We start from the raw sequence: 22,460 nt of genomic DNA on the forward strand, positions 1-22,460 counted from the left end.
AAACCAGCATCATATTATCCGAAAAGGGGGTCCCTCTTCGACGCCGATCGGGGGTCCCTTTTGAACGCCGTTTGACATCCACATCGTCTCAATCCGACTGTGGATGCGCCAATTTGTTAACGCCTCCTAGGCATCAGCGGATGGTAGGTCTAGCGTCGATCCCGCCGCTTTCAGAAACAGTGCATGCGGAAAGGCAGGCCGTTACGGCCATGCGGAGGGTGCGGTGTCGATTGAGCAAGAAGAAATCGTCCGAGCTTTCATCGATGGAGAGTTCCAGCCGCACTTTCAGCCGCTGGTCGATCTTCGAACGGGCAACCTTCAGGGTTTTGAGCTTCTAGCCAGATGGAAACACCCTGACCGAGGATGGATTTCACCAAGCGAGTTCATTCCTTTGGCCGAGAAGGACGAATGGATCGATCGATTATTCAGAGAATTATTCCATCGGTCTCTCTCTGTCATGGCGAAACTACCAAGCCCTATAACTCTCTCTGTCAATATATCTCCAGTCCAGCTGAGAGACCTCAGTATATCAAATAATATCCAGAAGATTGCTGAAGAAACTGCCTTCGACCTGAATCGTTTGACAATCGAAATTACCGAAAGCGCTCTGCCGGAGGACCTAGGCCAGGCGCGAGCAATTCTAGAGGCTTTGAAGCTTAACGGTTGTAAACTGGCACTCGATGATTTTGGAACAGGATACTCGAGTTTAACGCATCTCCGATCCCTCCCGTTCGATGAAATCAAAGTTGACTGTAGTTTTGTGAGTTCCATGGCGGAAAGCCGCGACAGTCGCAAAATTGTCGCTGCGGTCGTGGGCTTAGGTCAAAGCTTAGGGCTGATAACGGTGGCTGAAGGGGTCGAAACACTCGAACAGGTCCAGATGCTTCAGTGGCTCGGTTGCGATCTGGCACAAGGCTGGTTCTATGGAAAGGCGCTGCCTGCCAAAGATCTCCCATATGCGGTGTCGAATTTTCCGCAGAACGAATCGTCAGCCATGTCGATTGGCGCTGTGGGGCGCGTTTCCCGCGGCAGCTTCGACCTACTTCCCTCAGTAAGGCTGGCGCAACTGCAGGCCATATATGACGGCGCGCCGGTCGGACTGGCCTTTGTGGATAGAGACCTTCGCTACAAGATGCTAAATCGCAAGCTGGCGCAGATGAACGGACGGCCGATGGAGGACCATATCGGCAGGACCGTCTCGCAAATGATCCCCGAACTCTTCCCGGTAGTCGAGGGGTATATCCGCCGGGCGCTCAACGGTGAAGCTATTCAAGGGGTCGAAGTCACGAAACCTCCTTCCGACGTGAACGCCGGCCAGACGGTTCTCTTGTCATATGAACCGGCGCGCGACGAAGCGGGAGAAGTGGTGGGCGTGTCGGTCGCGGTTATGGATTTATCGCCCACCAGGCGCGCCGAGGAAGCGCTGCGCGAGACCGAAGAACATTTTCGGCACATGATTGAATTGTTGCCACAAGTTCCTTGGATCATCGATTCGGAAGGACGAGCTTTTGATGTCAGCCAACGATGGCTGGAAATGACCGGAATGCAAGGGGATCAATGGCGAGGTTTTGGCTGGCTCGACGCATTGCACCCGGATGACCTCCAGCCAACGCGGGACACAATGAACAAATCATTCGAAAGCGGAAACCCGATCGACGTAGTATATCGCGTCCGTTGTTCGCAAACAGATCCTTGGAGAAGGCTGCGCTCCAGAGGGTCAGCTCGTGTCGGAGCGGACGGAGAAATCATCTGCTGGTATGGCTGCCTAGAGGACGCTGGATAAAATTCTCCAAGTTTCCGATGCCGCCCCTCGGCGATTTGCTCGCGCCGCCACTATGGAGCCACTATTGTCACACTGCACGTTGACAGGCTGACACGCCATCAACGCAGGATGAGGCAGCCAAGGTTGTAAGAGCGGACGATGTGGGACTGTGGCGCGTGCGCAATATGTCGGGTCGCGGCATGCTCCTCGAAACCGACGCAGCGATCGATCCGAACGAGAAGCTCGAGATCGCACTTTCCGATGGCATAATTTGTGCGGTCGCTTCGTGTGGTCGGGCGACGGGCGGTGCAGCGTCGCATTCAACCAGCCCATATGTGTTGGCGAGGGTTTGCGGCAGCTTGTCGCAGCGCGGGAATCGGAGAGCTATCGGCCGCTTCGGCTGCGGGTCCGCTGCCCTGCCCGACTGATGATCGAAGAGAAACAAATCGATATTATGGTGACCTCCATATCCCAATTCGGGATTGGCTTCGAACACTAAAGCGAGCTTCCTGAGGCAGCGACGGTTGACCTGGTTCTGGCCGACGGCGTGTGGCGCGCTGGGAATATTCGCTGGCTCCGCGACGACACAGCGGGGCTGCGCCTCATATTGCCGATTGCCCTGTCGGAACTCAAAAGCGTTCGCCGGCTTTCTTGCGTCTTTCGCGCGTAAGCGCTCCGCCCATGTCGCCGCGAGCGACGGTTTTCCGGGGTCGTCCGCAGTGCGCGCAAAACGCCGATTCGAGAGACGGCGTCTAACCGCTCGCCGCAATTAACCATGTGCGACGTGGTTCTGTTAACTCAACTTCGCCCATGTTGGTTCGTTGCAAGAGTGGGGGGGCACAATGCGGAGAAAACCGCGAGCGGGAGTAACGAAATGCTCGAAAATCAGAATATTCGGCCAGCATCGATCATAGGCCCAATGGGCGAAGAGCTGACGATGGACAGCCTGCCACCGCCGAATACGACGCGGTGGGTCAGCCGGCGTAAGGCGCAAGTGGTAGCGGCCATCGAAGGCGGGCTGATCACACCCGAGGAAGCGTGCATGCGCTACCGCATGAGCCTGGAGGAACTGGCGAACTGGCAACGCCTGATCGATCGGGCGGGAGTTCCCGGACTACGGACGACGCGTATCCAGCATTATCGCGAGAGGTTCCCTAATCGACTTTTTTCTTCATAGCGAAGGACGCCGGGAACCGGCGCCCCTTCGACGCGTTGCCTCCAGCGATCACATCTCCGGTTGTCCATGTGGTCCCTTGCCAAGCCGCACACGCGCCATTGACAGGGTGCCACATGGAGCGTTGAAAACCGCTCGAGATGACCTCGCCCCAATCCCCCCCGCGGGCGAGGTCGAAGGGCCCCGTAGAGGGGGCGGGGCCCTTCATTTCTCACGGCAATCAAGCAAACCGGGCGGCACGAATAAGGGACCAGCTATATCGCGCCACCCGTCGCGATGCCGCCTTGTGGGGAAAAAGGCGAGGCGCATTGCCCCCCAACGCTGCCCTCGTATCAGGCTCGCATCACAATATCAGCTATCGGAAGCTAGGCGATCATGCCCTAGGGAGCAAGCAGGCCGAAACGATATATTGGAGCAATTACGACCGCATAGCTACTCGTCGACACTCTCGATTTTTTGGGTGAAAAAGCCAAACTTGGCACGCGATTTTAACGTAATCGTCACGGCTACAGAGCCGCTAATTCCCCTGTGTGCGGGCGGACCGGCGATGTTCTTGGGGGAAAACAACCGGCCCGCCCGCCGCCCGCCCATGCTTGGGACGCAAACGGGCCAGCGGAGGTGAGTCCACCGCGACCGAGTATATTCTATTCTTCTTGTGCGAGGGACGATTCGCAGGCGGAGGGACTTCTCGATCTTCCCCACCATCGCATTCGCGCTTGACCAGAAATCAAGGCGATCTACACACCCTAACAACTTCCACCTGTTTCAGCGACCCGGGGCGGGTGTAGGGGCCAGCATGAGAATGCCGCTAAGGTCACGCTCCGGGGGGAACGTGGCCTTATTGCCTTGGTGCCCGACGCATCGCCGGGCGATCGCGCTCTCAAGCTATTGTGACGGATTGTGCCAGAGCAGCTGTGGATGCGGACCGCGGTGCCGAACATTGGGTTGGGCGCAGCGCCGACATATGGGTGAGTTTGCATATATACCGATAGAAGAAGTCCTAGATCTGATCCGATCTACTTACCCGGATAGTGCCGATTAGCCGGTTGAACGAACGATCGCGCCATCCACAGCCGCCTGGCCGGAGCTTGAGAAAATGAGCACCTAGAGTGTGTGGCTGGGCGCGGAAGGTTCGCGATCGTGCGGCTCAGGAGCAAAATTACTGGCGTCGCTGTAATTATGCTCGCGCGGATGCCACTGCGCCGCCACATCAAGGAGAGGCCGGTTACTTGAGTCAGAAACCTTCACGGGGTAGCAGGCCAGTGGGTATCAGAAGATTCAACCGGGGTATGCGACGGGCGGCCGGCTCGCCGATCATGTCGCGGCAGCACCCGGCGCAGACCCGTTGCGTCATCCCGATGCGACGCGACGCTTCCGCACGGTAGACGGCGTCGAAGAACTGCGCGCCGCGCTGGCCAATGGCATAGGATCTAGCGCCATCGCCGCTGAGTCGGGCATTGGTCGCGCCAGGGTCTATCGCGCATTGCAAAGCTAGCGTCAAAAACTTCTCAAGGTCCCGAAAAAGCGCGTCGTTCCTGACGCGCTAGCATAGCAGGTCAGCTGCATGACCTCAATCTGAGCCAAAGGTTCGACGCGGCCCCCTCCGCCTCGGAATTGGTCTGCGCTCCACCAAGATCAGGCAATGATCGTCTGATCGCCAGCCCTATCAACGATGCCCACTACAGCGGGCGGCTCCAAATCGCTGTAGTGCACCGGCACCTCTCGATAGCTCGCCGCACCAATCGCAGAAGGGTCCGGCACGTCACCGTCCCGAAAGCGCCTGCCGATTTCAAGCCAGTCTGATTGACGAATTAACCAGTGCTGCGGCTCGCGCCCGGCTTCCTCAACCGAAACGAGGAGGTCATCCATCGTTGCCAAAATGTCCCGCATGCTTGACCCTCTTTCCTCACAAGTCAAACATTCTCGCGGCGATCCATAGGTGCATAAGCGACCTGAGCGCAATTCAGTCTGACGATTTGCTACCTGTCTTGAGCCACGTTCCATATCGACGGGCGATATTCGTTATCAGCCCACCGAAGCCCACCAAAATCACGACAAGGCCAGCAGGAAGCACACCGTTTTCCACGAACTGTTCGATCGCTAGCATTTCGACGAAATGACGATCGGACCAAGATCTCTCGGCGTCGTATGAAATGGCGTCCTGATGACACTGTCTTTCTTCATCGAAAGTTGGCAACCGCCATCCGGCTTCGATGTTATCTACGTCGGCGAGAACCGCTCGTGAGCAGTCCTCGGCACGAGATTCCGCCACATATGCTGCTCTGGCTTGCTCAGCTTCTTTGTAGTCGGCGAACGCCTTATAGCCAGCATAGAGCAGCCACACAGCAGCGAAGCTGAGCGCGAGGCGAAACCAGATCGTGTCGGTGTGCCAGTGCTGTTTCATAGGGCAGCGATATAGGCGCATAAAACGGGTGCCTGTCAAACGACGCGCAAGGCAGTCTCTGCAAATTCAGCGCTAGGCATGCGAATCTTCGCGGACTTGCGTCGGGGAAAATTAGTCTCGCGATCAAAGACAAATTCAATCCCGAGCGTCAGCCTTATCTCGCTATCGGCGACGAGCAGCTTTTTGGGCAACGGCGCTACGCTCTTCTGCGGATAGTTTCGGGCCCGATCTGCTCGAATCCCGCGAGCCAGCTGGATGAGGTGTCGAGAAGACCTGACGGGGTGAGTGACTACCATGTTGAACGGTCCAGGGGCGAAACCTCGCTACCCGTTGCGATCCTGTCTGCGGACCGTTCTCCACGCACTCTGGGGCTAACAACTTATTGAAACTTCCGAGCGAATGTGCTCGTTAAAAGGGGGGGAGATTCAGTGATGATTCAGAGACTTCTTGCGCTGGCCGTATTACTTAATGTTGCAACGCCAGCTTTCGCTGACGAGTTTTTCGCAGTCACCCCATCTGGCGCCGCGGAAATGTTGTTTCCCAGCCGCGCGCAGGAGGTTGTGGGGATGCTCTCCAATAAATGCATCGACGCTCGCTGGACTGTTATCTCATCATCTTCGACAGATCTAGTTTGCGAGGCACCTCTGAACATGGGGCAGTCGGTGCTTGGGCAGATGCTAATGGGCAACAGCTATTCCACTCCGCCCCGCCGTTTTTTCCGTTTCAACGTAGCTGAGATAGCAGGTGTTGCTCGCGTCCAAGCATCTGGCTGGATGGAACTTCAAATGGCGTTCGGCCAGATGAAACGAACGGATTTTTCGGGCCCAGAGTTCCACAACAGTATTTTGTCCTTCATGGGCTCGGCAGGTGGCAAGTTTCCCGTCGGCACGCGATTTCCGAACCATGTCCTGATGGGCTTCAAGTCCGACGATCAGCGGCTCGGCAAAAACGCAGCGCTTCGCGTGACTGAGGTGGATTCTGGGAGTCCCGCCGACGCGGCCGGTATTAGGCCGAACGATGTCGTTTTCGCTGTTGCTGGCAAGAAGTTCAAGCAGTTCGACGACTATCTGGACGCGACCGCAAAGGCGGCAGCGACTCCAACATATTCGGTGGAATTCATGCGCGACGGGAAGCCGATGAAAGTCACCGTGACGCGCGCGTTTCGACCTGATTGGTCGGAGCTGGTTGTTGCGAAGCCCTCGGAAGAAGCGCCAGACACGATAGTCGGCGGCTCGGGGGCACTATCGGTGGCTGACGAACTTGCAAAGCTGGCGAAGCTTCGTGACGACGGTGTGATTACAAACGACGAGTTCGACGCGCAGAAGAAGAAGCTTCTCGGTATGTGAGAGAACGCCCCTCTCGGCCGCAATACTCTTTTGAGCGCACGCAAAACATTAAGCGACGGAGGACTAGCCAGTCAGATGTCCCCACGCACGCCCCATCGCGGGAATTATCGAAGTCGAGCCCGTCGATCGCTGACGCTAAATCTGCTCGGTGAGGGCTTCGTCATCTTCTGGGTGAAGTTGACGTTGTCGCAAAGTCGCAACAACGGGATCATCCTACGCTTGCCCTAATAAATTCGCAATAAGGGCCGACGCGCAGTCAGGCGTATCTGCCACCCAAGGAGCAGAGATGCCGGCTGTTCCTTGGAATGGGCGGTCTAAAGGGGAATCTTGAAAAGCGCCCACGGCGAACTGATCGTTCTTGCACACACCGGAGCGTAGTCGTTTCCTGTGCGTTAGAGTTCAAACATTGTCGCGACCCAATGGACGCCCATCCCAATGAGGCCAGGCGCCGGTCTCCTCAAGCACGGCAATGTTTCGCATTGCGACATAAACCATAGGTCGAACAGAAGCCGTTCGATAATCGCCGATTTGATCTCTCGCGATCAGATAGTTCGCAATCTTCGTGGGACTATTCCCCGATGGTCCCAACTGTGCCGTCAAGATTTGGCGGGCAGCCCAAACCGACGCAGCGAAACGGGTTGGCCAACCTGAAATTGCCCGCACCCTATCATCCCGAAAGCACCACAAGCGATGGGCATTGGCCGCTCGCGTTTCACGCTCAAGCTCGACGGCGGCGGCGAACTCCTCATTGATGGGCAGCCGGTGTTTCAGACGCTTACTGCGCCACGAAGCCTTAGCGGCCCGCCATCGTTCCCGTTGGGCAGATCTCGATAATTCATCCATCTGATAGCGTCGTGCCACGAAATTAGGACAAAAACTGTAAAAATTTGCCATTGGACTTTGAACCGAATTGCCCACAATTGGGCCTCCTTCAACACCCATTCCGGGAAGTGAGAAGGAGAATATTGTGATTGATTTGAATCTTGATAAAATAGTTATGAAAATTGAGAAGAGAGATTCTGAATTGAGAGCCGATTTCGATCTTGCATTAGATGGGTCTCTAGGATGCATGGGCGGAGTTCTATTTAGAGGAATTGAAAGCGCTTTTGAATTTTCATATGGGCGCGGAGGTCCCAATCTATTTGAATGGCTATCGCAACTCTCTGATGCAGACGCTCGGCTCAACGCATTGGACGCAATAATGCAATACCGCGAGGAACTAGATGACGACTTTGAGCCTGATGACCGCGCGCGACACAAGGTCACGCTGGAAATCATTGCGGCCGTCACCAGCCTTTGCCGCCGGCCTAAAGATTCGCTAAAAGTTAGAATTGACGAGTTTGCGCCAGCTTAAGGCATAGCTCAACCATGCCGACAAGAGATCGGCGTTGGCCGATGGTATCCTACAAGCGGTGCCATCGGCCATTTTACAACTTAGTCAGCAGCTCGATCCTAGCGGCAGCCGTCCATGACACCTGCGCCATTTTAGGTCCGAGGGCCGCATACCGGAATGAAGCGGCACAACTGTCAATTCGACTGTCAATCGCCATCTCAAGAAAATTCTTATATATTTGAATTACAAGAAAAAAAACCGGCTGGCTGGGGCGGCAGGATTCGAACCTGCGAATGGCGGCATCAAAAGCCGCTGCCTTACCACTTGGCGACGCCCCAACGGGCCGGTGCGAGGGCGCTCTATAGCGCCGGGTGCATGAATGGCAAGGCGGGCTTAGAGCCGCGTCACCCAGCCATGCGGGTCGGCCGAACGGCCGCGCTGGATGTCGACGAGCTTGTCCTTGAGCATCGCGGTCACCTGTCCGGGGCCGCCGGCGCCGATCGTGAAGGCGGTGTCGCCGCGCGTGACCTTGCCGACCGGGGTGACCACCGCGGCGGTGCCGCAGGCAAAGCTTTCGGTCAGCTTGCCGCTTTCCGCATCGGCCTGCCACTGGTCGATCGCATAGGGCTCCTCGCGCACCGTCAGCCCGGCGTCGCGGGCGAGCGTGATGATCGCGTCGCGGGTGATGCCGGGCAGGATCGTGCCGGTCAGTGGCGGGGTGACGATGCTACCGTCGTCGAAAACGAAGAACATGTTCATGCCGCCCAGTTCCTCGATCCAGCGATGCTCGGCGGCGTCGAGGAAGACGACCTGGTCGTGACCCTTGGCGATCGCCTCGCGCTGCGCGACAAGGCTCGATGCATAATTGCCGCCGCATTTGGCGGCGCCGGTACCGCCGGGGGCAGCGCGGGTGTAATCTTCCGACACCCAGAGCGAGATCGCGGGAGCGCCCGAGCGGAAATAATTGCCGACCGGCGAGATGATGACGAGGAATTGATATTCGGCGGCCGGCTTGACGCCGAGGAACACCTCGCTCGCGAACATGAAGGGGCGCAGGTACAGCGCGCCGCCGTCGACCGGCGGAAACCAGTGGGCGTCGGCGGCCACGGCTTCCTTGACCGCGGCGATGAACAGTTCCTCGGGCAGTTCGGCCATCGCCATGCGCCGCGCACTGGCATTGAAGCGCGCGGCATTGGCCTCGACGCGGAACAGCGCCATCGACCCGTCGTCGAGCCGATAGGCTTTCAGCCCCTCGAAGATTTCCTGCGCATAATGGAGCACCGCGGTCGCGGGGTCGAGCGTCAGCGGGCCGCGCGGCATCACCTGCGCGTCGTGCCAGCCCTGCCCCTCGGTATAACGAATCGACACCATATGATCGGTGAAGACACGCCCGAACACCGGATCGGCGATCGCCGCCGCGCGATCGTCGTCCGCGACGGGATTGGGGTGCGGCAGACGGGCGAAGGCGGGAGCGGACATGGATCAACCTTGAAGCTAGGGGGTCAATGGAGCGCGCCTCTTGCCAAAGCGCGGCCCTTCGCGCAACGCTAGTGACTATGCCCGACGACAATTTTCTTTCACAAGTACCCAGCGCTTCGGCTCTTTTCTTGCGCGAGGAAGAGGTTCGCCGCGGCATCGAGTTTCTGTTTTTCGCCCATGCGTCGCTGTGGCGCACGATCGACGCGCGGCTGGCCGAGCAGGAATTGGGCCGCGCCCATTACCGCGCGCTCTATTTTATCGCGCGCCAGCCCGGCCTCGCGATTTCGGACCTGCTCGCCCTGCTCGGCATCACCAAACAGTCGCTGGGACGTGTGGTGAAGGACCTCGAGGCGCGCGAACTGCTGACGACGCGTCCCGGCGGCCGCGACCGGCGGCAAAAGGAGCTGCGGCTGACCGACGAAGGCCGCGCGATCGAGGCGGCGATCTTCGCACTTCTGCGCGACGCGATGAGCCGCGCCTATACCCATGCGGGACAACAGGCGGTGACGGGGTTCTGGCAGGTCAGCGAGGCGTTGCTTCCGGCCCGCGAGCGCGAACGGGTCGGCAAATTGGGGAGCGAAAACTGAGCGTCGTCCCCGCGTAGGCGGGGGGCGCTAGAAGTTCGACACGGCGAGGCTGAGATATGCCGACAACGGCCCCGCCTTCGCGGAGGGCGTCGTCAGCCTTCCCCGCGCGCCAGATCCGCGAGTTCGCGGCCACGATCGCGCGCGGCGCGCAGCACATTGGTCATCAGCGCGACGAGCTGGCCACCCTCGTCGAGGATGTCGAGCCCCGCCTGCGTCGTGCCGCCCTTGCTCGCGACCTGTGCGACGAGCACCCCCGGCTTTTCCCCGCTGTCGGCGAGCAGCGCGGTCGAGCCGCCGAAGGTCGCCAGCGCCAGCGCCAGCGCGTCCTCGCTCGACAGGCCAAGCCGTTCGCCGGCCGCAGCATAGGCTTCGATCAGGCGAAAGACGAAAGCCGGGCCGCTGCCGGTGAAGGCGGTGACCAGATCCATCGTCGAATCGTCGGCGAGCGGCACGACCTGGCCGAGGGGTTTCAGCAGCGCGGTGACTGCCTTGTCGTCGGTCCGGCCAAGGCTGGCGACCGCCGACACCCCGGCGCCGATCCGCGCGGCGAGGTTCGGCAGGATGCGCACCTGTGCGCGGGCATTTGGAAAACGCGCGACAAGATCGGTCAACGACACCCCGGCGAGGATCGAGAGCAGATGGACGTCGTCGGTCACCTGCGGCGCGAGTTCGCCCGCGACTTCGCCGAGTTGCTGCGGCTTCATGCCGAGCATGATCCAGTCGGCATCGCCGCCCGCCGCCTGCCATTCGGCGAGTGCGGCATATTGGACGATGCCTTCGCGCGGGGCCGCCGCCGGATCGACGATCGCGACCTGCGCGGGATCGAGCCCCGCAGCCAGCCAGCGGTCGAGCATCGCACCAGCCATGTTGCCGCAGCCGACCAGCAACAGCTGGCCGGAAAAAGTCCGCAATGTCTTGGTCATGGTCTTTTCTTTTCGTTGTTACCGACAGCTGCTGTCCGGACCCGAAAGCAGGTCGAGGCAGCGGCCGTCGATCTTGGTGGCGTCCACCGGCAGGTCGATCAGGCCGGCCAGCGTGGGGAGAATATCGACCGTCATCACCGCATTGGGCTGTTCAAAACCGGCCAGCCCCTTGCGCCAGAACAGCATCGGTACGCGCCGGTCATAATCCCACACCGATCCGTGCGTCGCGACATAGCCAAGGCCGGATTCGGGGATCGGGGTCACGCGCGGTTTGAGCACGACGATGAAATCGCCCGAACGCTGCGGATTGTAGGACGCCCGCAGCTTGTCCATCATCGACCAGACGTCGGGCGCGCGTTTCGAGATCGGATATTTCGCCAGCTCCTCGCCGGTCACCACCGCCTCGACCTGCGGATGCGCGCGCCAGCGGGCGAGCAGTTCGGCCGACGCCGCCTTGCGCTGCGCCGGGGTCAGCGTCTTCGACAGATACATGTCGCCGAACGGGCCGTCGCTGTAGAGCAGAGGCTGCGGCAGGCCGAGCTTTTCGGCGACCGCCTTGCCCAACTGGTCGGCGTCGAGACCGCGGTCGACGCGCTCGGCGGCGGGCCAGGCGTTCTGGCGGTTGCGTTCGGGCAGGTCATGGCCGCCATGGTCGGCGGTCAGGGCGACCGCATAGTCGATGCCGCTTGCATCGAGCCGCGCGAAGAAATCGCCGAGTTCGCGGTCGAGCCCCGCCATCTGCAGGCACATTTCGCTGCCTTCGGTGCCATAGGTGTGGCCGACATAGTCGGTCGCCGACAGCCCGACGATGAGGAGGTCGGTGGTATCGCCCTCACCCATCTTGCGCGTCTGGCGCAGCGCCGCAGCGGTGGCGAGGACCGCGCCATCGGCCTCGGGCGAGGCCATGAAGCCGCGGAAATTGCCGGCATCGCGCGCGAGGCGGCCGGTGCCGACGGTGCCGCCCTTGTCGATCGGGATCGCGATATTCTTGGCGGCGCAATCGGCGGGCAGGACCATCGGCGGGCGCGGCTGCGCCATCGCGGCGGCGATCGCGGCGCTGGCCTGCGTCGCGACGGGCGACAGCGCGGTGCCGCGATAGCTGGTGAGGCCGGTGGGGACGAGCCACATCAGTTCGTCGGCCTGGTGCCCGCCCATCATGATCGCGGCGCGGTCCTTGCCCGCAACCGACACGACCTGTGTCCGGGGATCGCGCGCCTTCATCAGGTCGCCGAGCGTCGGGACGAGCAGATGCTTGACCGAGGCGGCATATTTTCCGCTGCCCGACGTCGTCCCGGCGACGCTCTCATCCTCGGCGCAATAGACGCGCTTGTCGTCGCGCGGCGTCGACAGGTCGAAATAATTGTTCGCGATGATCCCGGTGTGCGCGGGGTGGTTGCCGGTCAGGATCGTCGAATGGCCCGGGCAGGTTTCGGTCGCGCCATGCGACTGATAGCCCGCGGGGAAGACGACGCCCGAGGCAAGCCGCGCGAGGCCCCCAGTGAATTTACCACGATATTCGGCGAAGATGTCGGCCGAAAACTGATCGACCGCGACCACGACGATCAGCTTGGGCGGCGGCGTCTGCGCGGTGACCTTCTGTACGGGCGCGGCCGCATCCTGCGCGAAGCTGGCACCGGTTCCGGCGACACAAAGCGCGGCGGCGAGGGCGGTGTTGAGATATTTCATCTTCACGGGCGGCTTCTCCGATACAGGGGGTGTCAGCGCGGGCTGTCCTCTCGACGAAAGCCGCCTATATGGCAAGCCTCGAACGATGGATGGACATAGGACGGGCATGGATCGCAGCAGGGACGCTTTTGTGACAGGGGCTTGGCGCACGCTGCTCGCCATGCTGGCGCTGGCGACGCTCGCCCTCGCCCCCGCCCGCGCGCAGCCGGTGAACATCACGCCCGAACTGATCGCCGAGTCGCCGACGCCCGCGCCGGGCACGACATCGACGCTGGCGCTGAGCATGACGCCCGCCAAGGGCTGGCACGGCTATTGGCTCAACGGCGGCGATGCCGGGTTCGGCATGTCGGTCGACTGGAACCTGCCCGAAGGCGTGACCGTCGCCCCCTTCCGCTACCCGGTGCCCGAGGCGCTGATGCTCTTCGGCATGATGAACCATGTCTATGAGCATCCCTATGCGCTGCTCGCCGACGTCCGCATCGACAAGAGCGTCGCGCCGCGGACCGACCTGACGCTGTCGGGTATCGCCAACTGGCTCGCGTGCACCGACAAGATCTGCGTGCCCGAAAAAGCGGTGGTGTCGGTCAAGCTGACCGCGGGCGACGGCGCGATCCCGGCGGCATCGCGCGCGCGTTTCGACGCGTGGCGCGCGCGGCTGCCGCAGCCGCTCGACCGGCCGGGGACGTGGGAGCGCCGCGGCCAGACCTTGCGCTTCGGCATCCCCCTGCCCGAGGGTACCGCGATCGATGCACCGCACCTGTTCCTCGAAACACAGAATCTGATCGATTATCCCGCCCCGCAAAATTTCAGCCGCAACGGCGACTGGATCATCGTCGAAACCCGCGCCAACGGCGACGCCACCGGGCGGGTGCAGGGGCTGGTCAAGCTCGCCGACGGGCGCGGGCTGACGGTGACGTTCGAACCGGCCGCCGTGCGTGCGGCCGGCGAACCGATCGCGGTCGCCAAGCCGGGTATCGACATGGGGCTGTTCTGGACGGCCCTCGGCGGCGCGATCCTCGGCGGGCTAATCCTCAACCTGATGCCGTGCGTTTTTCCGATCTTGAGCCTCAAGGCGCTCAGCCTCGCGCGCTCGGGCGGCGACGCGCGCGAAGCGAAGGTCGAGGCGCTCGCCTACACCGCGGGCGCGGTGCTGGTCAGCCTCGCGCTCGGCGGCCTACTGCTCGCGCTGCGCGCGGCAGGCGAGCAGGTCGGCTGGGCGTTCCAATTGCAGCATCCGCTGAGCGTGTTCATCCTGCTGCTGCTCGCGATCGCGATCACGCTCAACCTGCTCGGCACCTACGAACTGCCGTCCTTCGGCGGCGGGCAAAAGCTCGCGGACCGGGGCGGCGCGGCGGGCGGCTTCTGGACCGGCGCGCTCGCGGCTTTCGTTGCGACCCCGTGCAGCGGGCCGCTGCTCGGTGCCGCGCTCGGCGCGACGCTGGTGCTCCCGGCATGGGCCGCGCTGCCGATCTTCGGCGGGCTGGGGCTGGGGCTCGCCCTGCCCTTCCTCGCCATCGGCTTCCTTCCCGCGCTGCGTCGCCGCCTGCCCAAGCCGGGACCGTGGATGGCGACCTTTCGCAAATGGATGGCGCTGCCGATGGGGCTGACGGCACTGGCGCTCGCGTGGCTGCTGTGGCGACAGGCCGGTAACGCAGGATGGCAGTCGGCGCTCGCCGCCATCATCTGGTCCATCGTGTTCTTTAACGCGCTCGGACGGCAACAGCGCGGACAGGCGGGCTGGCGGGCTGTTCTCTTTTTCCTCTTCGTCGCGGTCGCCATCACGGCGATCAGCGGAAGAGGGCTGGTCCATGCCGCTCGGAACGATGCCGAATCGACCATCGCTGGCGACCGTTTTTCCCCCGAAGCCCTCACCACTGCCCGCGCCTCGGGTAAGCCCGTCTTCGTCTATTTCACCGCCGACTGGTGCCTGTCGTGCAAGGCGAACGAGGCGGGCGCGATCAACCGCGCGGCGGTGCAAGAGGTCTTCAAGGCGAAGGGCGTCGTCACCCTCGTCGGCGACTGGACCAATGGCGACCCCGTCATCACGCGGACCCTCGCCGAACATGGCCGCAACAGCGTGCCGCTCTACCTCTGGTACGCCCCCGGCGCCGACAAGCCCGAGATCCTGCCGCAGATCCTGACCCCCGGCACGCTCACCGATCTGGCCAGTCGCTGATGGCTAAAATCCGCGCTGACCAGTTGCTTGTCGACTTAGGCCTCGCCGAAAGCCGGACGCGGGCGCAGGCGCTGATCCTCGCCGGGCTCGCCTTCATCGGCGATCGCAAGGTCGACAAGGCAGGGCAACAGGTCGCCGCCGATGCCGCGATCAGCGTCAAGGGCCGCGACCACCCGTGGGTCTCGCGCGGCGGGATCAAGCTCGACCATGCGCTGGCGCATCTCGGCTGGGATGTGGGCGGCGTGGTCGCGATCGACGTCGGGTCGTCGACCGGCGGCTTCACCGACGTGCTGCTGAGCCGCGGCGCCGCCCGCGTCTATGCGGTCGATTCGGGCACCAACCAGCTCGCCTGGAAGCTGCGGCAGGACGACCGCGTCATCGTCCACGAACAGACGAGCGCGCGCATCCTGACCGCGACGCATATCCCCGAACCCATCGACATGATCGTCTGCGACGCGAGCTTCATCGCGCTGTCGAAGGTGCTGCCGGTGCCGATGTCCTTCGCGAAGGACGGCGCGCGCTTGGTCGCGCTCATCAAGCCGCAGTTCGAGGCCGAACGCGGCGAGGTCGGCAAGAAGGGCGTCGTGCGTGATGCGGCGGTGCACGCGCGTATATGCACCGAGGTGCGGACCTGGCTGGAGGGCGAAGGCTGGGCGGTCGTCGATCTGGTCGAAAGCCCGATCACCGGACCCGAGGGCAATGTCGAATTCCTGATCGCCGCCGTCAAAGGTCCCGCTTGACGCTGCGCCGCGCAATCGCGACACCGCTGCAACGGAATCGCAAGCGAGGGGTATTGCGGGGATGACGGAAATCGCCACGCCGGGTCAGCTACGCATGTCTTATCTGCGCTGGGCGCTGGTGACGGTTCCAGCGGTTGTCCTGCTCGGCAGCCTCTCGGGCCTGCTGTCCAACAGCGGCTACGCCAATCGCTGGTTCGCCGCGCTCGACCTGCCCGCGATCACCCCGCCGGGGTGGGTTTTCGCCACCGTCTGGCCCGCGCTCTACATCTGCCTCGGCCTCTCGCTCGCGATGGTTCTGCATGCGCGCGGGGCGAAGGGACGCGGCATGGCGCTGCTGCTCTTCTTCGTTCAGCTGATCGCCAATTTCGCCTGGTCGCCGCTGTTTTTCGGCGCGCACGAGGTGACCAAGGCCTTTTACCTGATCGTGTTCATCCTGCTGATGACGATCGCCACCGCCTTCGCCTTCGCCCCGATCCGCAAGGCGGCGGCGTGGCTGCTCGTCCCCTATATGATCTGGCTGAGCTTTGCCGCGATCCTCAATTTCCAGATCGATCAGCGCAATCCCGACGCCGAAGCCCTTGTCCCGCACGCGGCAAGCACCCAGATATAGCCCGGCAAGGGGTTTCTCCCCCGACGAAGGAAGTAAGACATGCAGAGCGAAAACCGCTTTTTCGACGATCTGGCCAAGATGGTGAATGGCGTTGCCGGAACCGTCGCCGGCGCCGGCCGCGAGGCCGAATCCGCGATGCGCGAGCGCGCCAAGGAATGGATCGGCCGCATGGATTTCGTCAGCCGCGAGGAATTCGAGGCGGTGAAACAAATGGCCGCCACCGCGCGCGCCGAGGCCGAAGCGCTGAAGGCGCGGCTCGACAAGCTGGAAGGCGTGAGCAAGGCCGATACCGTCAGGACGCCCCCGGGCAAACCGGCGGCCAAGCCCGCCGCGGCGCGCAAGCCCAAGGCCTGACGCAGCGACTCGCCACCTTGCGCGTTTGTCGCTAAAGGCGCGCGCATGAGTGACGATATCTACGACGAAGACGACGGCCATGACGCGGCGCCGATGGAAATGCTGGCGTCCTATTTCGCCGCGCACGACTGGCCGCACGAAATGGTCGGCGAGGACGAGATCGTCGCGACCGCGCAGGGCAGCTGGACGACCTATGAGCTGCGCGCCGTTTGGCGCGCCGACGACGGCGTCATCCAGCTGCTCGCCTTTCCCGACATCCGCGTCGTCGAGGACAAGCGCGCTGTCGCGCACGAAGCGCTGGCGCTGATCAACGAACAGCTCTGGCTCGGCCATTTCGAGCTGTGGTCGAACAGCGGCACGATCCTGTTCCGCCACGGCCTGTTGCTCGGCAGCGAGGCCTCGCTGCCGCTCGACCTCACCGAAACGCTGATCGAAAGCGCGATCGACGAATGCGAGCGCTTTTACCCGGTGTTCCAGTTCGTGCTGTGGGGCGGCAAAAGCCCGGCGGAAGCGCTGGCGGCATCGCTGATCGAAACGCGCGGCGAGGCCTGACGCCCACCCCTATTCCGTTTGTGTCGCGCGAAGTCGAGACAGGTGAAAGCGCGCACGATATCGGCGTGTCTCGACTTCGCTCGACACAAAAGGGTTGAGAGATTCGTTTAGCGCTTCTCGAACCGCGTCAGCCCCGCACCCAGCTCATTCTGCCCGATCGCCAGCGCCTCGCCGCTCCAGTCGGCGACGAACACCGATTTGCGGTCCATGCCGGCGGGCAGGGTCGCGCGATTGCCCTCGATCACCAGCCCGCGCGACGGGTTCTTGCGCTCTTCGGCGGCAATCGCGATCAGAGCGGAGTAATTTTCCTTGTCGCGGCCCTGGATCAGCATGTTGTTCGCGATCCGGCCGACCGATCCCGACGGCAGGTCGATCATATAATTGGTCGCGGTGCCCTGCGTATCGTCGAAGCTGTTGTCGCGCACATCGACCTGAATACCGCGCGACTTGAAATAATGGCCGCCGCTGCCCTTTTCGAAACGCGTGCGGGTGACGACGACACGGCCGTAAATGCCGGTGTAGACGCTGTGCGCGCAGCTCAGCCCGCGGTCGCAGCGGCCGAGGCGCGAGAAGGTCGACCGGTCGATGGTCAGCGTCGCCTCGGGATCGTCAGCGGTAAGGATGCCTTCCTCGCTGTTGCGGAACAGGCTGTTGGCGATTTCGAGGTCGCTTTTCTCGAGCCGGATGCCCGCGCCATTGCCGTCGGGCACGCGCATATTCTGGAACACGATCCCGTCGACCTTCGCGCCCGCGCCGCGCAGTACCAGCGCCGCCTTGCCCTCGCAGGTCACACCGTCGAAGATCGCACGGCCCGGTTCGGCGGCGACGAAGGCGATGCGCCCTGCAGTCTGGATCGCGCAGTCGCGATGATAGCCCGGCGCGATGGTGATCGTCCCCTGCCCCTCACCGATCGCGTCGACCGCATCCTGCAGGCGCGAGAAGCCCCGGCCGTCGATGCTGTAGGGGGCACCGCCACCGGTTTGCGCGGGCGCGGGGGCGGCAATAACCGCAGCGGCGATGAGCAGCGCGGTGACGAGGCTGGGACGAATGCGGATCATCGCGCACCTATAGGCGACGGGGGCGGGACAGTCGTTTGCAAGGCTGGTTAATATCGGCGCCGTCCCGAAAGCGGACGGTTGACGTGCCATGGGTTAAGGGCAGGTTTGGGACAGTTAGCTGCCATTCGCTGCAGCTCGGTTTGCTGCCATTCCACCGCATGGCGCAGACTCGTTTTTCATACCGTCCTCAACTGCGATGCGAATCCGTTTGCCAGCAACTGTAACCGATGCGGGGACGTCCATCTTCTTCGCACTATCAAATCGGAGAACCAGCGTGTTGGCGTCATTCCAGTGAAGGTCGATGCCATATGCACAATCACTTCGAACGGCGCCGTATAAACTGCCAGCATTGACGGGCTTTTCACCTTGATGGTCCGCCGGGTGAAGCTCAATCAGGTAACCGAAGGAGGTCGTGGCGCCGCCGTTTGTTTCCAGCAAGATCGCATGAACGCGCCCATCAGGCGATTTAGCCCAAGCCACCTCGTCCCGAGAAGAGCCGCCGAGCGCATCGGTGCAAGACACGAGCAAGAACAGCAAAATCGCGATTTGGGTGCGCATCTTTGATTAGTTGCCACCTTAGCAGCATGACCGCAACCGTTCGAAACCCACCCCTTACCGCCAGGGTCGGATCGTCATATTGGGCGAATAATAGGTCAGATATTGCGCCAGCCGCGGCTTGTCCGAGCGGTTCGGGCTTGCCGCATGGGGCAGGTCCTGGCGCCAGATGATCAGGTCGCCGGCCTTGCCCGCGATGTGCTTCACGTCAGCCGAGAGGTCGGCCTCGCGCGGGTTGGCGCCGTCGAGGCCCGCCAGCCAGCCGTCGATGCGTTTGTGAAAACCGGGCACGCAGCGGAATGCCCCCTGATCCTCGGCGGTGTCGCTGAGATAGAGCACCGCCTGCGTTCCGAACGGGATCGGCTGGACCAGGCTGGCATCCCAATGCACGTCCGATCCCGCGAACGGCCGGTCGGCGCGCTCGGGAGGGTTGAAACCCATGCGGTCGATCGTCACCCACAGATTTTCGCTGCCCCATAATTGGGCGAAGGCCTTATGGACGCGCGGGCTGCGCCGCGCGGCCTCAAGCGCGGGATGTTGGAAATGCGGCACCATGATGCCGTTGGTCTTCGCGGTGAACCAGCTTTCGACATCGTCGGGCGACGCGTCGATCACTCCCCAGAGCAGCGCCTTGACCGCCGCAATCTCGTCCGCACCGATCGCGTCGGACAGGGTGACATAGCCATACGCGTCCCAATGGGCGAGCGCGGCAGCATCGAGCACGTCGGGCATCGCCGCGATCGCATCGAGTTGCGCTTGCGCGTCCTCGCCCGGCGGCATTTCATAGAGCCAGGCGTGATAGCGATCGACGAGGCGCGGGTCGGGCGGCCCCGCGGTGTCGAGGATCCACGCCTGGAAACCCGCATAGTCGGGTTTCACCTGATAAAGCTGTTCGAACACCTGCTGGTTGCCCAGCCCCAGCGTGTCGAGCAGCAGCTTTCCCACCATCTCGTCGAGCGGCGGTCCCTTGCCGCTGTGCGACGCCCAAAATTCCTCGAGACAGGCGATTTCAAGCACTTCGGACATGGACAGCCTTCGTCAGTCGAGGTTGGGGCGCAGCCAGCGCGTCGCGGTCTCGATATCGACCCCGCGCCGCTCTGCATAGTCCGCAAGCTGGTCGCTGCCGATCCGCGCCACCCCGAAATACTGGCTCTCGGGATGGCCGAAATAGAAACCGCTGACCGCCGCGGTGGGCAGCATCGCATAGCTTTCGGTGAGCACCAGCCCGGCCGTGTCGCCCGCCTGCAACAGGTCGAACAGGATCGGTTTCAGGCTGTGGTCGGGGCACGCCGGATAGCCGGGCGCCGGACGGATGCCGCGATATTCCTCCTTGATCAGCGCCTCGTTGGTCAGTTGCTCGCCGGGCGCATAACCCCACAAGGTCGTGCGGACATGCTGGTGCAGCCGCTCGGCAAAGGCCTCGGCGAAGCGGTCGGCGAGCGCCTTCAGCAAGATGTCCGAATAATCGTCCTTGTCGGCGCGAAAGCGCTCCGAATGCGGCTCGATGCCGTGGATGCCGACCGCGAAACCGCCCATCCAGTCGCCCGCCGGGTCGATGAAGTCGGCAAGGCACATATTGGCGCGGTCGCGGCTCTTCTTGATCTGCTGGCGCAGGAAGGGGAGCGTCACATGGCGCTCTTCTTCGGCGAGGTGGATAGTGACGCTGTCGCCGTCGCGCGCGCAGGGCCAGAAGGCGCAGACGCCGCGTGCGGTCAGCCATTTCTCCGCGATCAACTGGTCGAGCATCGCATCGGCGTCGGCCTTGAGCGCCCGCGCGGTTTCGCCGACGATCTCGTCGTTCATGATCGACGGCCAGGTGCCGTGCAATTCCCACGCCCGAAAGAAGGGCGTCCAGTCGATGCAATCGCGCAGATCCTCGAGCGACCAGTCGTCGAAGCGGTGCAGCCCGGGCTGGAGCGGCGGCGGCGGTTTGTCGCTGAGATAGGCGTCGTAATAATTGGCGCGCGCCTCTTCGAGCGTATGCAGCACGCTCTGTCCCTTGCCCGCGCGCACGTCGCGAACATGGGCGTAGTCGTCCTTGAAGCCCTGCACATAAGCGTCGCGCCCGGTGTCGCTGACCAGCGCGGTCGCAACGCCGACCGCGCGGCTCGCGTCGAGCACATGGAGCACCGGCCCCTTGTACGCGACGTCGATGCGCAGCGCGGTGTGGACCTTCGACGTCGTCGCGCCGCCGATCAGCAGCGGCATCGTCATGCCGGCGCGCTGCATCTCCTCGGCCACCGTCACCATTTCGTCGAGCGAGGGGGTGATCAGCCCCGACAGGCCGATGATGTCGGCGTCATTCTCGTTCGCCGCCTCGAGGATCTTCGACCAGGGTACCATGACGCCGAGATCGACGATCTCGAAGCCGTTGCACTGGAGCACGACGCCGACGATATTCTTGCCGATGTCGTGGACGTCGCCCTTGACGGTCGCCATCACGACCTTGCCCTTGCCCTTCGCGCCCGGCTCCTTCGACGCCTCGATGAAGGGCAGCAGATGCGCGACCGCCTTCTTCATCACGCGCGCCGATTTCACCACCTGCGGCAGGAACATCTTGCCCGATCCGAACAGGTCGCCGACGACGTTCATGCCGTCCATCAGCGGCCCCTCGATCACCTCGATCGGCCGCGGCAGCAGCAGGCGCATTTCCTCGGTGTCCTCGACGACATGGGCGTCGATGCCCTTGACCAGCGCATGTTCGAGCCGCTTGGCGACCGGCCAGCCGCGCCATTCCTCGGCCGCCTTTTCCTGCGCCGGATTGCTGCCCTTGTAACGTTCGGCGAGCGCGATCAGCCGCTCGGTCGGCGATTCCACCTCTCCTTCAACCTTGCGGTTGAGCACAACATCCTCGCACGCCTGCCGCAGCTCGGGATCGATCGTGTCATAGACGTCGAGCTGTCCCGCGTTGACGATCGCCATGTCGAGCCCGGCGGGGATCGCATAATAGAGGAAAACGCTGTGCATCGCGCGGCGCACCGTCTCGTTGCCGCGGAAGCCGAACGACAGGTTGGAAAGCCCGCCCGAAAAATGGACGTGCGGGCAACGGACGCGGATCACCTTGACCGCCTCGATGAAATCGACGGCATAATTGTCATGCTCTTCGAGCCCCGTCGCGACCGCGAAGACATTGGGATCGAAGATGATATCCTCGGGCGGGAAACCGATTGTCATCAGCAGCTTGTAGGCGCGCTCGCAGATTTCGATCTTGCGTTCCATCGTGTCGGCCTGCCCGACCTCGTCGAACGCCATGACGACGACCGCGGCGCCATAGGCCATGCATTTGCGCGCATGTTCCAGGAAGGGTTCTTCGCCCTCCTTCATGCTGATCGAATTGACGATCGGCTTGCCGGGGACGCACTTCAGCCCCGCCTCGATCACGCTCCATTTCGAGCTGTCGATCATCACCGGGACCCGCGCGATATCGGGTTCGGCGGCGATCAGCTTCAAAAAGGTCGTCATCGCATATTCGGCGTCGAGCAGGCCTTCGTCCATGTTGACGTCGATGATCTGCGCGCCATTTTCGACCTGCTGCCGCGCGACCTCGACCGCCGCGGTATAGTCGTCGGCGAGGATCAGCTTCTTGAACGCCGCCGAGCCGGTGACGTTGGTGCGCTCGCCGATATTGACGAAATTGGTGGCGGAGGAGGAAGCGGTTTCGGTCATCTGATCCATCTTCTCCCCTCCCGCTTGCGGGAGGAGTCGGGGGAGGGCTTGTTCA

19 protein-coding genes and 1 tRNA gene are annotated in these 22,460 nt (G+C 62.5%); 10 read left to right on the forward strand and 10 right to left on the reverse strand.

Features of this window, described 5'->3' with window-relative positions; genetic code table 11:
• Window positions 1–223: 223 nt before the first annotated feature.
• Both AC3WS4_RS16435 and sciP read left to right on the forward strand, forming a co-directional pair.
• Entirely contained in the window at window positions 224–1,783 is a 1,560-nt protein-coding gene (locus AC3WS4_RS16435; RefSeq protein WP_492736650.1) for a sensor domain-containing phosphodiesterase, read from the forward strand.
• 853 nt (window positions 1,784–2,636) lie between these two features.
• Complete coding sequence (gene sciP / locus AC3WS4_RS16440; RefSeq protein WP_492736652.1) at window positions 2,637–2,939, forward strand: CtrA inhibitor SciP; 303 nt, start codon at window positions 2,637–2,639, stop codon at window positions 2,937–2,939.
• Window positions 2,940–4,571: 1,632 nt separating this feature from the next.
• Here the strand turns inward: sciP and AC3WS4_RS16445 are convergent.
• Together AC3WS4_RS16445 and AC3WS4_RS16450 are read right to left on the reverse strand one after the other, a co-directional pair.
• Window positions 4,572–4,826, reverse strand: a complete 255-nt coding sequence (locus tag AC3WS4_RS16445) for a hypothetical protein (protein ID WP_492736654.1) — start codon at window positions 4,824–4,826, stop codon at window positions 4,572–4,574.
• A 73-nt stretch (window positions 4,827–4,899) separates the two neighbouring features.
• Window positions 4,900–5,340 carry a hypothetical protein gene (locus AC3WS4_RS16450; RefSeq protein ID WP_492736655.1) on the reverse strand — a complete coding sequence of 147 codons (441 nt, stop codon included), beginning with the start codon at window positions 5,338–5,340 and terminating at the stop codon, window positions 4,900–4,902.
• A 431-nt stretch (window positions 5,341–5,771) separates the two neighbouring features.
• Between AC3WS4_RS16450 and AC3WS4_RS16455 the strand changes: the two genes are divergently transcribed.
• Window positions 5,772–6,686 carry an SHOCT domain-containing protein gene (locus AC3WS4_RS16455; RefSeq protein ID WP_492736657.1) on the forward strand — a complete coding sequence of 305 codons (915 nt, stop codon included), beginning with the start codon at window positions 5,772–5,774 and terminating at the stop codon, window positions 6,684–6,686.
• Window positions 6,687–7,653: 967 nt separating this feature from the next.
• The gene (locus AC3WS4_RS16460) at window positions 7,654–8,040 is read left to right on the forward strand and encodes a hypothetical protein (RefSeq protein ID WP_492736659.1); all 387 of its coding nucleotides are present in this window, start codon (window positions 7,654–7,656) and stop codon (window positions 8,038–8,040) included.
• 242 nt (window positions 8,041–8,282) lie between these two features.
• On the opposite strand, the gene AC3WS4_RS16465 is transcribed toward AC3WS4_RS16460, so the two are convergent.
• A tRNA-Gln gene (locus AC3WS4_RS16465) sits at window positions 8,283–8,357 on the reverse strand.
• Between the two features lie 55 nt (window positions 8,358–8,412).
• Window positions 8,413–9,498, reverse strand: a complete 1,086-nt coding sequence (locus AC3WS4_RS16470) for a branched-chain amino acid aminotransferase (RefSeq protein WP_492736661.1) — start codon at window positions 9,496–9,498, stop codon at window positions 8,413–8,415.
• A gap of 77 nt (window positions 9,499–9,575) precedes the next feature.
• On the opposite strand from AC3WS4_RS16470, the gene AC3WS4_RS16475 reads away from it, so the two are divergent.
• Entirely contained in the window at window positions 9,576–10,085 is a 510-nt protein-coding gene (locus tag AC3WS4_RS16475; protein ID WP_187140871.1) for a MarR family winged helix-turn-helix transcriptional regulator, read from the forward strand.
• A 92-nt stretch (window positions 10,086–10,177) separates the two neighbouring features.
• Here AC3WS4_RS16475 and proC read toward each other — a convergent pair whose 3' ends face one another.
• Window positions 10,178–11,008 (reverse strand): pyrroline-5-carboxylate reductase, encoded by an 831-nt coding sequence (proC, locus tag AC3WS4_RS16480; protein WP_492736663.1) that lies wholly within the window; start codon window positions 11,006–11,008, stop codon window positions 10,178–10,180.
• Between the two features lie 18 nt (window positions 11,009–11,026).
• Window positions 11,027–12,694, reverse strand: a complete 1,668-nt coding sequence (locus AC3WS4_RS16485) for an alkaline phosphatase family protein (protein ID WP_492738045.1) — start codon at window positions 12,692–12,694, stop codon at window positions 11,027–11,029.
• 106 nt (window positions 12,695–12,800) lie between these two features.
• On the opposite strand from AC3WS4_RS16485, the gene AC3WS4_RS16490 reads away from it, so the two are divergent.
• The 5 genes from AC3WS4_RS16490 (at window position 12,801) to AC3WS4_RS16510 (ending at window position 17,126) form a co-directional block, all read left to right on the forward strand.
• Window positions 12,801–14,870, forward strand: coding sequence for a protein-disulfide reductase DsbD family protein (locus AC3WS4_RS16490; protein ID WP_492736665.1), 2,070 nt, complete (start codon window positions 12,801–12,803; stop codon window positions 14,868–14,870).
• On the forward strand, window positions 14,870–15,610 hold the full coding sequence (locus tag AC3WS4_RS16495; protein WP_492736667.1) for a TlyA family RNA methyltransferase: 741 nt from the start codon (window positions 14,870–14,872) through the stop codon (window positions 15,608–15,610). Before AC3WS4_RS16490 ends, AC3WS4_RS16495 begins: the two co-directional genes overlap by 1 nt.
• 61 nt (window positions 15,611–15,671) lie before the next feature.
• Window positions 15,672–16,220, forward strand: a complete 549-nt coding sequence (locus tag AC3WS4_RS16500; RefSeq protein ID WP_492736669.1) for a TspO/MBR family protein — start codon at window positions 15,672–15,674, stop codon at window positions 16,218–16,220.
• Between the two features lie 39 nt (window positions 16,221–16,259).
• Window positions 16,260–16,574 carry an accessory factor UbiK family protein gene (locus tag AC3WS4_RS16505; RefSeq protein ID WP_187140876.1) on the forward strand — a complete coding sequence of 105 codons (315 nt, stop codon included), beginning with the start codon at window positions 16,260–16,262 and terminating at the stop codon, window positions 16,572–16,574.
• 45 nt (window positions 16,575–16,619) lie between these two features.
• On the forward strand, window positions 16,620–17,126 hold the full coding sequence (locus tag AC3WS4_RS16510; RefSeq protein ID WP_056346382.1) for a type III secretion system chaperone family protein: 507 nt from the start codon (window positions 16,620–16,622) through the stop codon (window positions 17,124–17,126).
• A 107-nt stretch (window positions 17,127–17,233) separates the two neighbouring features.
• On the opposite strand, the gene AC3WS4_RS16515 is transcribed toward AC3WS4_RS16510, so the two are convergent.
• The 4 genes from AC3WS4_RS16515 to metH all read right to left on the reverse strand — a co-directional run bounded on the left by AC3WS4_RS16515 (window position 17,234) and on the right by metH (window position 22,405).
• Window positions 17,234–18,184, reverse strand: a complete 951-nt coding sequence (locus AC3WS4_RS16515; protein ID WP_187140877.1) for a right-handed parallel beta-helix repeat-containing protein — start codon at window positions 18,182–18,184, stop codon at window positions 17,234–17,236.
• Window positions 18,185–18,298: 114 nt separating this feature from the next.
• Window positions 18,299–18,742 carry a hypothetical protein gene (locus tag AC3WS4_RS16520; RefSeq protein WP_492736671.1) on the reverse strand — a complete coding sequence of 148 codons (444 nt, stop codon included), beginning with the start codon at window positions 18,740–18,742 and terminating at the stop codon, window positions 18,299–18,301.
• Between the two features lie 54 nt (window positions 18,743–18,796).
• Window positions 18,797–19,765 (reverse strand): phytanoyl-CoA dioxygenase family protein, encoded by a 969-nt coding sequence (locus AC3WS4_RS16525; RefSeq protein ID WP_492736673.1) that lies wholly within the window; start codon window positions 19,763–19,765, stop codon window positions 18,797–18,799.
• A gap of 12 nt (window positions 19,766–19,777) precedes the next feature.
• Complete coding sequence (gene metH / locus AC3WS4_RS16530; protein WP_492738047.1) at window positions 19,778–22,405, reverse strand: methionine synthase; 2,628 nt, start codon at window positions 22,403–22,405, stop codon at window positions 19,778–19,780.
• Window positions 22,406–22,460: the final 55 nt, after the last annotated feature.

The organism is Sphingopyxis sp. EU05-FHT14B03 (assembly GCF_058790875.1).